Below are 13,196 nucleotides of genomic sequence, written 5' to 3'. Positions count from 1 at the left end.
GATCGCGCTCAGTATCGCCCTTGCGAAATATCAATCAATATGCACATTAATTCATATGAGCCTCATCCAGCAAAATGACCTGACCGAACCGGCGATCGGCAAGCGGCAGATCGTCCGCCATACCGCCGACGCCCTGCGCCGGCGCATCCTCGCTGCACCGGCCGGCGAGCAGATTGGTTCGCTGCAAACCCTTGCCCGCGAGTTGGAGGTCGGCATCGTCACGGTCCAGCAGGCAGCACGCATCCTGGAGCATGAGGGCTTGCTGGAGGTCCGGCGCGGGCCAGGCGGCGGCTATTATGGCCGGCGACCGCAAATGGCCGATCTGGAACGGATGCTGGGCGCCTATCTGTGCGGCGAACCGGGTTCCTGGCGCGAGATACTCGACATCACCTCGCTGTTGTTCAACCGGCTCTGCGCCGCTGCCGCGCGATGCGACGACCAGGCCCTTCACAGGGAATTACTCGATCTGCGCAGTCAGATCGATGCATGCGATAGCATGGACGGGCTCGGCCAGTTGGAAGGCCGGCTGCAGGACATATTGTTCAAAATGGTCAGCCAGCCCCTGTTCGAGCTGTTGACCCGTGTCGCGCTGGGGAGCGCGCGCGATGTGGAGCGCGACGGCACCGGGGCCGACATGTTCGACCTCGGCATATGGCGCCACGGTCGTCTGCGCATCATCGACGCGATCGCCGATCGCGACCCTGCCCTCGCCCATTTCGAGGCCGACCGCCAAAATCGGCAGGTTTTGGCCGCCTTGTGCGCATTCGACCGCGTATGAAGCGACATCGCACGCGATAAAGCAATGCCTTCGGGTGCCACTGACAGGCACGCGCCGCTGATGGGCCGTTATGATCCATATGTTGGCCATTTAGCCACTTTTCCAACTGTGCGACTTTTACATCATTTAGCAAAAAAGCATCGTCGAACAGATATCCACTCGCAATAGCATTGACAATGCGAATAGGTCGCAATAGCAGCCCTGCAACAATCGAAAGGGGTTCTGAAACAATGGCGAAATATGGAAACACTCCATCCTTCCTTGCACTGAGCTGCGTCGGCGCAATGGCCTTCGCATCCGGCGCACACGCGCAGGATAATGGCCAGGGCCAGGCACTGGGTGGCGTCACGGTCACCGACACGGCGATCGACGACAGTTCCATCAAGGTGGAAAAGCCCGAATCGCCCAAATATGTTCGCCCCCTGCTCGACACGCCGCAGACCATCACGGTGATCGGCAACCAGACCATCCAGAAGCAGAACCTCCTCACCCTGCGCGACGTGCTGTCCACCGTTCCGGGCATCACCTTCGGCGCGGGCGAAGGCGGCGGCGGCTATGGCGACAGCATCAACCTGCGTGGCCAGAGCGCCAACACCGACATCAGCATCGATGGCGTGCGCGACAGCGCCCAATATAGCCGCACCGACCCGTTCAACCTGGAGCAGATCGAGGTCACCAACGGCGCCAACTCCGTCTATGGTGGTTCGGGCGCGATCGGCGGCAACATCAACCTGGTGACCAAGCGCCCCAAGGCCGACAGCGAAACGCTGGTGCAGGGCGGCATCGGCACGTCCGATTATTATCGCGCGACCATCGACAGCAATGTCCGCGTCAACGAGCAAATCGCCGTGCGCCTCAACGCCATGTATCATGAAAATGACGTCGCCCGGCGCGATGTCGACAGCTACAAGCGCTGGGGCGTGGCCCCCTCGGTCAAGCTGGACGTGGAAGGGCCGACCTCGCTGACCCTGCTCTACACCCATCAGGAAGACGAGAATACGCCGCTTTACGGCATCCCCTATTACAAGAATGCGATCTATGACGGGCCACTGCCCGGCGTGCCCTATAGCGGCTATTATGGCTACAAGAATCTCGACAAGCAGGATCAGACGATCGACCAGGCGACGGCGATCTTCGACCATCGTTTCAGCGACCTGCTGTCGGTCCGCAACCTGTCGCGCTGGCAGCGCGTCGAGCAAAATCTGGTCGTCAACCCGCCACAGGGCGCCTATTGCCTCGCCAACGGCACACTGCCGACCGGTGCGGCCTGCGCCGCCGGCCAGGTGCCGGGCATGTATTATCCCAGCGGCCCGCGTGGCGGCTTCCGGGACTCGGTCAACCAGACGCTCTACAATCAGCTCGACCTGACCTTCAACATTCCGGGCGGCCATACGCTGGTCATCGGCACCTCGATGCTGCAGGAAGATTACACGCTGGACAATGGCAACGTCCTGCGCAACGCCAACGGCGCCACGCCGAACCCCACGCTCGATCCGATCAGCATCAGCGATCCGAACGGCATCTATACCGGCCCGGTCAACAAGATCCGGTCCGGCCACCAGATGGGCGACCTGTTCAACATCGCGACCTATGCCTTTGCTGCGGCCAAGATCGTCGATGGGCTCGAACTGAATGGCGGCGTCCGCTGGGAGCATAACCGCGCCCGCTTCCGCTCCGACACGATCGCGACCCCCGCCACCGGGGGCGCCTACACCACCGGCCCGCAGCAGAATGCGAGCGACGATCTCTTCTCCTACCGCATCGGCCTGGTCTACAAGCCGGCCGACAATGCCAGCCTCTATGTCGCCTATTCCAACAGCAAGACGCCGACGGCCACCACGGTGCGATCGGGCTGCGGCCTGATCATCACCGGAACCAATGGCTCCAACGACGCCTGCGACGCCAATCCGGAACAAGCAGTCAATTACGAGATCGGCGGCAAGATCGACCTGTTCGATGGCGGCCTTCAGTTGACCGCCGCCCTGTTCCGCAACGAGCGCAAAAATTATCGCGTCACCAGCAATGATCCGTTTGTCGGCACGCTGCCCGTCAATGATGGCCGCAACCGCGTGAACGGTGTCACCCTGGGCGCCAGCGGCAACATCACCGAAGCCTGGACGATCTTCGCAAACTACACCTATCTCGAAAGCAAGGTCATCCAGAGCGTGTCCAATGCATGCCTTGCGAGCCCGTGGACGGGCACTGCATCCGGGATCGGATCGGCTACGTCCAACCCGTGCGGCAACAATGTTCTGATCCCCGATGTGCAGAAGGGTCAGGACATGACCAATACGCCCAAGCATTCGGGCAGCCTGTTCACCACCTATACCCTGCCCTTCGGGCTGCAACTGGGCTATGGCCTGACCTACCAGGGCAGCTTCGCGCTCAACAATCGTGCCCTGGTCACGCCGCTGGTGGCCGGCAGCACGACGATCGTCCCGATCTATCACTCGGACGATTATCTCGTTCACCGGGCGATGCTGTCCTACACCTTCGACGAGAAGCTAACGGCGCAGCTCAACGTCCAGAACTTCACCAACGAAAAATATTATACCAGCATCCGTAACAATGGCTGGGCCAATCCGGGCGAAGGCCGCTCCTGGGTGCTGACCCTGGGCTACAAGCTCTAACCCCCCTCTCCCCGCCGGGCCGGCCATGCCCTCCTCGACATGGCCCGGTCTGGCGAACGGAACGCCCGCAGCCCGCTGCGGGCGTTCTTTTTTTGCCTGACGGGCATGGCGACGGCAGCGCCGCCTGCTAAGGGAAGCGCCATGACCGCCACCGCCGATCTTGCCATCCGCCTGCGCCGCGCCAGCTTCAACCGGGCGCTCGCCGATGCCGACCTGGCCGCCATCGGGCCGATCCTGGCGCAGGATGTGGTGATGGTGACCGGCACCGACAGCGGCGTCATCGCCGGGCGCAAGGCGCAGCTGATGGCCTGGAAGCGCGAATTTGCCGCGCCCGATCGCAGCATCTACACCCGCACGCCCGACACGATCCTCGTCTCGCCCGTCGAACCGATCGCCTTCGAACATGGCCAGTGGCAGGGCGCCGCCGCATCGTCCGGCATCCTCATCGCCTCGGGCGCCTACACCGCCAAATGGCGGCAGATTGGCAGCGAGTGGCTGATCGAGGCGGAACTTTACCTGACCCTGGCCTGAAAAGTCCGCACCTTCCCTCGCCAAGACGAGCTGCCACGCTCTTCGTGCAATAGTTAATAAAATATTGCCGCACTGGTCCGACAGGACTATGGCGCCCCCACCCTGTCCTTGGCGCTCCGGCGTCGGAGTCGGGGCCGACAATCCAGAGAGCGGAAGGGGGGACTTCGCCACGCGTCACGCAATCCATTGTGACGACATGCGAAGACTTGGCGTTATCTATTATGAAAAAGACCGGTTTCATGGTTTCGGCGTCGCTGGCGCTGCTGGCTGCCGCCCCCGCTCATGCCTCACCCGTAACCGGCACCGACGCGCTGCGCGAATGGAATCTAATCGTGCTGGGCGACCTCAGTTCCTCTTCCGAAGTGGAGGGCCGCACCTTCGTTGGCGGCGACCTCACCGGCACATCCTCCAGCTACCAGATCAGCACCCCCGCCACGTCCACGACCGGACAGGCGGGCCTCACCGTGGTCGGCAATGTCACCGGCGGCATCAAGAATTTGAACAACGGGTCGGGCGCGCTGGTCGGCGGTAATGTCGAAAGCGGCTTCAACCTCAATGGCGCGGCCCAGACGGTGAAGGTCGGCGGCACCATCAGCAACACCAATATCAACCAGAATAGCGTCCAGTCCGGCCTGGCCACGTCGGACCCCGGCTTCGCATCCAGCCTGGCGACGCAGGGCACGGTACTGGCCGGCAGCATGAAGCAATTGTCGACCAACCTGTCGGGCCTGGCCGCCAACAGCGACATGGTGATCAGCGGCAATCGCGCAACCTTCAACGCCAGCCCCGACGCCAACGGCCTGGCCGTCTTCTCGATCAGCGCCGCCGATCTCGACAAGGTGGGCGAGATCGCCTTCAACCTGAACGGCGCCGACACCGCGATCGTCAATGTCAGCGGCAGCGCGGTCAGCCTCAACGACAATTTCCTGGGCGGCACCGCCAATCTTGGCGAACATGTGATCTGGAATTTCGGCGACGCCCAGTCGCTCGACCTCACCAATAGCTGGGGCGGATCGCTGCTCGCGCCCTGGGCCGATGCGACCACCGCCAACTATATCCAGGGATCGGCCGTGTTCGGCTACCTGACCCAGAATGGCGAGATGCATCTGGGCACCTATACGGGCGGCTATACCCCGCCGATCGATCCGCCGACCGGCAGCAGCTCGGGCGGCACGCCGGTGCCCGAAGCGCCGGGCTGGACCCTGTTCCTGCTCGGCATCGTCGGCGTGCTGCTGGGGCGCCGCCTGATCCGCAAGACCGCCTGAACCGCCCTTTATCGCGCTTTTCCGTCCCTTCAGCCTCGGCCAGACGCGGGAAACGGACGGACTGGCGCAGCGCCCTTCTGATCGCCGCCGGGCGGCGGCACAGGGAGCCATTGTTTCACAATCTTTGCAGATCGCCGCTTTCCCATGAAAATGCCCCGCTTCTTCTCCTCGACCGCCTGCGACATGGCGATCGATCTTGGCACCGTGAATACCGTCATCCACGCCCGCGACCGCGGCATCGTGCTGAACGAACCCTCCGTCATCGCGATCGAGACCATTCGTGGCATCCGCAAGGTCAAGGTGGTGGGCAATGAAGCCAAGCTGATGATGGGCAAGACCCCGGCCAATATCCAGGCGATCCGCCCGCTGCGCGACGGCGTGATCGCCGACATCGACGTGGCCGAACAGATGATCAAGCATTTCGTCGAAAAGGCGCAGGATGGCGGGCGTTTCGGCCGCCGCTATGATGTGGTGATCTGCGTGCCGACCGGCTCCACCATGGTCGAGCGCCGGGCGCTGCGCGATGCGGCTTCCAACGCCGGCGCGGCGCGGGTGCAGTTGATCGAGGAGCCGATGGCCGCGGCGATCGGCGCCGGCCTGCCCGTCACCGAACCGCGCGGCGCGATGGTGGTCGATATCGGCGGCGGCACGACCGAAGTGGCCGTGCTGTCGCTCAACGGCATCGCCTACAGCAATTCGGCGCGCGTCGGCGGCGACAAGCTGGACGACGCGATCGCCTCGCACATCCGCCGCGTCCATAATCTGATGATCGGCGAAGCCACCGCCGAACGGGTCAAATGCGCGATCGGCTGCGCCACCCCGCCCGATGGCGAGGGCGAGCGGATCATCGTCAAGGGCCGCGACCTGGTAAATGGTCGCCCGGCCGAAATGACCATCAGCGAAACGGAAATCTGCGACGCCCTGTCCGAACCGGTCGGTCAGATCGTGATGGCGGTGATGACTGCGCTGGAACAGACCGCGCCCGAACTCTCGTCGGACATCATCGACGAGGGCATCACCCTGACCGGCGGCGGCGCGCTGCTGCGCCGGCTGGATGAGGCGCTGTCCGAAGCCACCGGCCTGCCCGTGCGGATCGCCGACACGCCCCTGATGTGCGTCGCCATGGGCGCCGGCAAGGCGCTGGAAGACCGTGCCTATGAAGGCGTTCTGACCATGTCCTGACCGGCGCGCACCGCCCCGACGATGGTTGGCGGGCATCGCTTGCCCGCCCCGCCACATCGGCGCTTGCCAGCATCGCCAAATGCCGCCAAGCAAAGCCCCGGATAAAAGAGGATGAGCGGGCGGATGAGCTATTATGACGTTCTGATCGTGGGGGCCGGCCATGCCGGCGCGCAGGCGGCGATCTCGCTGCGGCAGCACGGTTTCGAAGGCTCGGTCGGCATGATCGGCGACGAGAAGGATCCGCCCTATGAGCGCCCGCCTTTGTCCAAGGAATATTTCGCCGGCGACAAGAGCTTCGACCGTATCCTGATCCGCCCCGCCGCCTTCTGGGACGAGCGCAAGATCGACATGTTGCTGGGCAAGCGGGTCAAGAGCGTCGATCCGGTCGGCAAGTTCGTCACCGTCGGCGAGGCGGAAATCGGCTATGACAAGCTGATCTGGTGTACCGGCGGCAGCCCCCGGATGCTGACCTGCAGCGGCGCTGAAGCCGCCAATGTCCATGCCGTGCGCCGCCGCGACGATGTCGACGCGATGATGGCGAAGATCGACAGCGTGAACCATGTCACCATCATCGGCGGCGGCTATATCGGGCTGGAGGCGGCCGCCGTCCTCTCCAAATTCGGCAAGACCGTCGTCCTGCTCGAAGCGCTCGACCGGGTGCTGGCCCGCGTCGCGGGTGAGGATCTCTCGCGCTTCTACGAGGCGGAGCATCGCGCCCATGGCGTCGATCTGCGCACCGGCGCGAAGATGGACTGTATCGCGGTCGAGGACGGCCGGGCCACTGCGGTGCTGATGCAGGATGGCGAGCGGATCGAGACCGACATGGTGATCGTGGGCATCGGCATCGTGCCCGAAACCGGCCCATTGATCGCGGCCGGCGCGGCCGGCGGCAATGGCGTCGATGTCGACGAATATTGCCGCACCTCGCTCCCCGACATCTATGCCGTGGGCGATTGTGCATCCCATGCCAACCGCTTTGCCGGCGGCGCGCAGATGCGCCTCGAATCCGTCCAGAACGCCAATGACCAGGCCAAGACCGCCGTGGCGCACATCCTCGGCAAGGAAGAGGCCTATGACGCGGTGCCCTGGTTCTGGTCGAACCAATATGATCTCAAGCTCCAGACGGTGGGCCTCTCGACCGGCTTCGACCAGACCGTGCTGCGCGGCGATCCCGCCACCCGCAGTTTCTCGGTCGTCTATCTGAAGGGCGGCAAGCTGATCGCGCTCGATTGCGTCAATGCGGTCAAGGACTATGTCCAGGGCCGCGCCCATGTGCTGTCGGGCGCCCATCTCGACCCGGCGCAACTGGCCGATGCCGGCATTCCGCTCAAGGAAGTGGGCCTCGCCTGACCGGTCGGCGACGACGCGACAATCGGATTTTCCTACGAAGTTCACAGTGTCGTCGCCCCGTTTTGCGCCATTTTCCCCGCATAGGGTCATCGGAAAGCGACGGCGGCGCGACAATCGCGCGCCTGTGAAGCGACACCGACGCGCCAGCGAAGCGACGATCAGGCGACCAGGACGCGACAGACTTGTTGCGGCAGGGCGCTGCAGCAAGGTCGATATCGGGGCAATGGGAGCGGCCAATTCCATCCCACAGGGTGGACCAGAAATATGCTGAGTAGGAAAGACGGCCGGGAAGCGAGCGAACCCCGCCATTGCAAGCGTAGCGAAGCAATGACGATATCGGGTTTTGACGGCTGACGACCAGTTTTGGCCATTCCATCATCGTCACCCTGAACTTGTTTCAGGGTCCATTCCTCCCAATAGACCAATGGTTTGTTAGGCTTGATGGATGCTGAAACAAGTTCAGCATGACGTTGGTGGGATGGCCGCAATCCACCCAAATCCCCTACCCCCGAAACCGGGTCTCGCTTGCCAGTTCCCATGGTCCGCCGCGATAGTGCCAGGCAGCCAGGCCTGCGATTGCGATCGGGCGGGGATGGAAATCGGCGCGCAATCGGTCGGCCAGCGCCCGCGCGACCCTGGGCTCCACCTTGTTCTGCACGGTCAGATGCGGGCGAAAGCCGGCCTGGTCCTGCGGCGTCAGCAGGCCGGTGAAGGCGTCCGCCAATTCGCCACGCAACGCCGCCAGATCGGGACTGTCGATGCGATAGGCGACCCCCTGCCCCAATAGCAGCACATCGCCCAGCCGCGCCCGTGGCGCCGGGCCGGCGCATATCTGCTTCATCCGCGTCCTGAGTTCGGGCAGCAGCGAAGGCGGCAGATGATGGAACAGGGTGACATGCGCCGGCACCTGATTGCGTTCGGGCGGAAAATGGGCGCCGCGCAAGCCATCCGCCCAGGCGAAATCGGCGGCGCCCAGCAGCGCGGTGACAATGATCGGATCAGCCAGGACCGCCTCCCTGCAACGCGATGGCGGACTTTCGCCCGGCCGGGACAGGCTATATGATGACAGATGCCGCGCCCGGCAAGCAGGCGCGGCCCAGGAGGGGAAGCATCATGCGCGCACCGGCATCCTTCGTCATCATCGCCGTCATCCTGCTGCTATGGAACCTGATGGGGGTCGCTGCCTTCGTCATGCAATATGGCGCCGACCTCGGCGAACTCGCCAAAACCGATCCCGACACCGCCCGCGCCTTTGCCCAGATGCCCGGCTGGGCCTGGGCCGTCTATGCGGTGGCGGTGGGCGCTGGCACGCTGGGCGCGATCGCCCTGCTGCTGCGCCGCCGCGTCGCGGTGCCGCTGTTCCTGCTGTCGCTGCTCGCGGTGATCGTCCAGTTCGGACACACGTTCCTTGGCACCGACCTGCTGGCGGTGAAGGGCGCGGGCGCAGCGATCTTCCCGGCCGTCATCATCCTGATCGGCATCGGCCAGTGGCTCTACGCCCGCAGTCAGGCGGCCAAGGGCCTGCTGCGCTGATCGGCGCCGATCAGGCCGCGCTCTGCAATATCTCCTGGCCGATCATGTCCACGTCGAACGGCGCGGTCTGGTAGAGATCGTTGATCCAGTTGCCGAACAGCAGATGGGCATGGCTGCGCCAGCGATTTTCCGGCGGGCGGGTCGGGTCGTCGTCGGGGAAATAATGGGCCGGCATCTGGCGGCCGCCGTCGCGCGCATATTCGTCGCCCAGTGTGCGCGTGTCATATTCGACATGGTTGAACATGTGCAGGAAGCCATGGCGCGGATCATGGACCAGGCAAGGCCCGGTCTCCGCGCTGTCGGCCAGCAATTGCAGCCCGCGATCGACCGGCAGCGATTCCCGCCGCACTTCCGACCAGCGCGACACCGGGATCGAGAAATCGTCCGAAAAGCCCCGCAGATAGGGCGAGGCCGGGGCATGGTTGCGATGGCGGAACACGCCGAACGCCTTGCGCTCCAGCGCATGTTTCTCGACCCCGTGGAAATGATGGAGCGCCGCCTGCGCCGCCCAGCAGATGCTGAGCGAACGATGCACATGGGTCTGGGTCCAGTCGAAGATGGCGCGCAGTTCCTGCCAGTAGCTCACCTCCTCGAACGGCAGATGCTCGACCGGCGCGCCGGTGATCAGGAAGCCGTCGAACCGCTCGTCGCGCACATCGGTCCAGGCGCGATAGAAGGACTGCATATGATCGGCCGAGGTGTTGCGCGACACATGGTCGCTGATCCGCACCAGCGTCAGTTCCACCTGCAACGGCGAGGCGCCAAGCAGCCGCGCAAGCTGCGTCTCGGTATCGATCTTGTTGGGCATCAGGTTCAGCAGCGCGATCCGCAGCGGGCGGATATCCTGCCGCACCGCATCCGCCTCGCCCATCACGGCAACGCCCTCGGCTTCCAGCGTGCGGCGGGCGGGCAGGTCATCGGCAATCTTGATCGGCACGTCTCGTCAGTCCTTCCTGGCGGGGCGACGATCGGTGGCTGAGGTCCGCTTTGTTGCCGGATCGGCCACATCCTCCCGGATCGGGAGTGCCACCTTGCCCGGAACGGCAGGTTGGCGTTGGGCGTCGCCCCAACTCTTGATGCTGGACTATCCCTAGCGCGCGCCGGACCATGTGGCAAGCCCGGCTATATATCGGCCAAGCCGGGCTTTACAGCTCGCCCCGCGCGCGGCGGATCTCGAACCACTTCCGCACATTCTCATTATGCTGCTGATAGGTGTCGGCAAAGATATGGCCGCCCTTCCCGTCCGCGACGAAATAGAGCGCATTCGTCTCCGCCGGGTGCAGCACCGCCAGGATCGACAGCCGGCCCGGATTGGCGATCGGCCCCTTGGGCAGGCCGGTCATCGCATAGGTGTTGTAGTCGTTGACGTCGGCGATCTCGGACTTCTTGATCCGGCGGCCGAGCGGCTTGCCCCTGGTGATCGGATAGATGATCGTCGGATCGGCCTGCAGCATCATGTTCTTGCGCAGGCGGTTGCTGTAGACGCCCGCGACCATCGGCCGCTCCTTGGCGATCGCGGTTTCCTTCTCGACGATCGAGGCGAGGATGATCGCCTCCTGGGGCGACTTGGCGATCGTATTGGGCGCGCGTTCGGCCCAGAGCTTCGCCAGCGCCTTGTCCATCGCCGCCTGCATCCGCTTCAGCACGGCGGCGCGCGGCTCGCCCTTGTCGAAGGCATAGCTGTCGGGCAGCACGCTGCCCTCTTGCGGCACCGCGACATCGCCGGTCAGCTCGTCATTGGCCATCAGCCGTTCCTGCACCAGGATCGACGGCATGCCTTCGGGGATGGTGACCAGCCGGGTCAGCGTCTTGCCGCCCTGCAGGATCGACAATATCTCGCGGTTGCTGGCGCCCTTGGGCACCACGAACTCGCCGGCCTTGATCGGCTTGGCGCCGCCAAAGACCTTCGCGCGGGTCAGGAAGGCATCGGCCGAACGCACCGCGCCAGCCGATTTCAGCAGCACCGCGGCATCGGACAGGGTCGATCCCTCCGGCACGACGATGCTGATATTCTGGGTGGCCGGCCCCGTCTCGGTCCAGCCATGGACGAAGCGGAAACCGACAAAGGCGACAACGGCCAGGCCGATCAGAAGGATGATGCAGCCCAGTCGCCGCACCGGATTTGCGCCGGATCGTCTTGCCATCATCCCAACTGCCCGACCCAAATAATGCCCAACCGGCTATGGCTTACATGATCCTCCCCTTTTCAGGGGAGGATCAGGCGTATCAGATCGCCTTCATGATGAGCGAGGCGTTGGTGCCGCCGAAGCCGAACGAGTTGTTCAGCACCGCGCGCACCTTGCGCTCCTTGGCGACGTGCGGGACCAGGTCGACGCCCTTGCAGCTTTCGCTCGGTTCGTCGAGGTTGAGCGTCGGCGGCACGATCTGGTCGCGCATGGCGAGGATGCAGAAGATGCTCTCCACCGCGCCCGCGCCGCCCAGCAGGTGGCCGATCGCCGACTTGGTCGAGGACATCGACATGCTGCCCAGATGATCGCCAAACAGACGCTTGACTGCGCCCAGCTCCAGCTCGTCGCCCAGCGGGGTCGACGTGCCATGCGCGTTCACATAGTCGATATATTCCAGCGCCAGGCCCGAACGCTTGAGCGCCATCTGCATCGAACGGAAACCGCCATTGCCTTCCGGGTGCGGCGCCGTGACATGATAGGCGTCGCCGGTCAGGCCATAGCCGATGACTTCGGCGTAAATTTTCGCGCCGCGCTTCTTGGCATGCTCATATTCTTCCAGCACGACCACGCCCGCGCCTTCGCCCATGACGAAGCCGTCACGGTTGACGTCATAAGGGCGGCTCGCCTTTTCCGGCGTGTCGTTGAAGCCGGTCGAGAGCGCACGCGCCTGGGCGAAGCCGGCGATGCCGATCGGGCAGATCGCGCTTTCCGCGCCGCCCGCCAGCATCACGTCGGCATCGTCCATCGCGATCATGCGCGCAGCGTCGCCGATCGAGTGGGCGCCGGTCGAGCAGGCGGTGACGACGGCATGGTTCGGACCCATCAGGCCGTACTTGATCGAGACCTGGCCCGAGATCAGGTTGATCAGGCGGCCATGGACGAAGTGCGGCGAAACCCGGTTGGGGCCCTTGTTGGCCAGCACCAGCGATTCGCTTTCGATGCCCGGCAGGCCGCCGATGCCCGAACCGATCGAGCAGCCGGCGCGCAGGCGCTCTTCTTCCGACATATTGTCCAGGCCCGCGTCGCGCAGCGCCTGGCTGGCGGCGGAAATGCCATAGACGATGAACGGATCGACCTGGCGCTGGATCTTGTGGTCGACGTCCAGCGAGGCGTCATAGCCATATTCATGATCCGCCGGCTTCACTTCGCAGGCGATGCGGCACTTGTAATCGGTGGCGTCGAAGCGGGTGATCGTCGCCGCGCCGGATTTCGACGCGATGATGTTCTTCCAGGTGGTTTCGACATCCCCGCCAAGCGGGCTTACCATGCCAAGGCCGGTTACGACGACGCGACGCATATGCTTGCTCCGAAATTCCAATTTTTGGTTCCGTGCCGCTCATCTAGGCGTTCCACACGCACTTGTGAACGGCAGGCCAGATACGAAAAGGCTCCCCAAGCTCCGGGATCACCGGACAGGAGGAGCCAATCCTTGTGCAAGGAGGGCGGCCCGCCACTGAGGGCAGGCCGCGAAGCCCTTAGGCCTTGCTGTCGATATAGTCGATCGCGTCCTTGACGGTGGCGATCTTCTCAGCCGCATCGTCCGGGATTTCGACGCCGAATTCTTCTTCGAACGCCATCACCAGTTCAACGATGTCCAGGCTGTCTGCGCCCAGATCGTCGATGAAGCTGGCGTCCTCGGTCACCTTCTCGGCTTCGACGCCCAGATGCTCGACGACGATTTTCTTTACGCGATCCGCGGTCTCACTCATGAGTGGTCCTTCTTACTGGGTATCGTTGG

The 13,196-nt window shown here is 64.0% G+C and carries 12 protein-coding genes and 1 riboswitch; of the genes, 7 read left to right on the top strand and 5 right to left on the bottom strand.

Features of this window, described 5'->3' with window-relative positions; translation table 11 throughout:
* The first annotated feature begins 55 nt into the window (after positions 1-55).
* The 6 genes from A0U87_RS21445 to A0U87_RS21420 all read left to right on the top strand — a co-directional run bounded on the left by A0U87_RS21445 (position 56) and on the right by A0U87_RS21420 (position 7,736).
* A complete protein-coding gene (locus A0U87_RS21445) occupies positions 56-778 on the top strand; it encodes a GntR family transcriptional regulator (protein ID WP_048936996.1) in 723 nt (240 codons plus the stop codon).
* 230 nt (positions 779-1,008) lie between these two features.
* The gene (locus tag A0U87_RS21440; protein WP_137405980.1) at positions 1,009-3,408 is read left to right on the top strand and encodes a TonB-dependent receptor; all 2,400 of its coding nucleotides are present in this window, start codon (positions 1,009-1,011) and stop codon (positions 3,406-3,408) included.
* A gap of 141 nt (positions 3,409-3,549) precedes the next feature.
* On the top strand, positions 3,550-3,939 hold the full coding sequence (locus A0U87_RS21435) for a DUF4440 domain-containing protein (protein ID WP_048937052.1): 390 nt from the start codon (positions 3,550-3,552) through the stop codon (positions 3,937-3,939).
* Positions 3,940-4,160: 221 nt separating this feature from the next.
* Complete coding sequence (locus tag A0U87_RS21430; protein WP_137405979.1) at positions 4,161-5,204, top strand: choice-of-anchor A family protein; 1,044 nt, start codon at positions 4,161-4,163, stop codon at positions 5,202-5,204.
* Between the two features lie 144 nt (positions 5,205-5,348).
* Positions 5,349-6,386, top strand: a complete 1,038-nt coding sequence (locus A0U87_RS21425; protein ID WP_048936999.1) for a rod shape-determining protein — start codon at positions 5,349-5,351, stop codon at positions 6,384-6,386.
* Between the two features lie 123 nt (positions 6,387-6,509).
* Positions 6,510-7,736, top strand: a complete 1,227-nt coding sequence (locus A0U87_RS21420; RefSeq protein ID WP_048937000.1) for an FAD-dependent oxidoreductase — start codon at positions 6,510-6,512, stop codon at positions 7,734-7,736.
* 502 nt (positions 7,737-8,238) lie between these two features.
* Here A0U87_RS21420 and A0U87_RS21415 read toward each other — a convergent pair.
* Positions 8,239-8,742, bottom strand: a complete 504-nt coding sequence (locus tag A0U87_RS21415) for a 2'-5' RNA ligase family protein (RefSeq protein ID WP_048937001.1) — start codon at positions 8,740-8,742, stop codon at positions 8,239-8,241.
* A gap of 107 nt (positions 8,743-8,849) precedes the next feature.
* Here A0U87_RS21415 and A0U87_RS21410 point away from each other — a divergent pair, with 107 nt between their 5' ends.
* Positions 8,850-9,269 carry a hypothetical protein gene (locus A0U87_RS21410; RefSeq protein WP_048937053.1) on the top strand — a complete coding sequence of 140 codons (420 nt, stop codon included), beginning with the start codon at positions 8,850-8,852 and terminating at the stop codon, positions 9,267-9,269.
* 10 nt (positions 9,270-9,279) lie between these two features.
* Here the strand turns inward: A0U87_RS21410 and metA are convergent, their stop codons facing one another.
* From metA to A0U87_RS21390, 4 genes are all read right to left on the bottom strand, one after another.
* Positions 9,280-10,206: a homoserine O-succinyltransferase gene (gene metA, locus A0U87_RS21405; RefSeq protein ID WP_004212101.1), complete on the bottom strand. Its 927-nt coding sequence runs from the start codon at positions 10,204-10,206 to the stop codon at positions 9,280-9,282.
* 39 nt (positions 10,207-10,245) lie between these two features.
* Positions 10,246-10,354, bottom strand: a riboswitch (SAM-I-IV-variant riboswitch).
* Positions 10,355-10,414: 60 nt separating this feature from the next.
* A complete protein-coding gene (gene mltG, locus A0U87_RS21400) occupies positions 10,415-11,386 on the bottom strand; it encodes an endolytic transglycosylase MltG (RefSeq protein WP_048937054.1) in 972 nt (323 codons plus the stop codon).
* A gap of 109 nt (positions 11,387-11,495) precedes the next feature.
* Positions 11,496-12,755, bottom strand: coding sequence for a beta-ketoacyl-ACP synthase II (gene fabF / locus A0U87_RS21395; RefSeq protein ID WP_137405978.1), 1,260 nt, complete (start codon positions 12,753-12,755; stop codon positions 11,496-11,498).
* Positions 12,756-12,933: 178 nt separating this feature from the next.
* Positions 12,934-13,167 carry an acyl carrier protein gene (locus tag A0U87_RS21390; protein ID WP_004212096.1) on the bottom strand — a complete coding sequence of 78 codons (234 nt, stop codon included), beginning with the start codon at positions 13,165-13,167 and terminating at the stop codon, positions 12,934-12,936.
* Positions 13,168-13,196 lie beyond the last annotated feature (29 nt).

This window comes from Sphingobium sp. MP9-4 (assembly GCF_005281675.1).
GTDB classification, from domain to species: Bacteria; Pseudomonadota; Alphaproteobacteria; order Sphingomonadales; family Sphingomonadaceae; genus Sphingobium; species Sphingobium yanoikuyae.
Note: the sequence above shows the minus strand (reverse complement) of the source record. Positions and strands in the feature narration are given on the sequence as shown.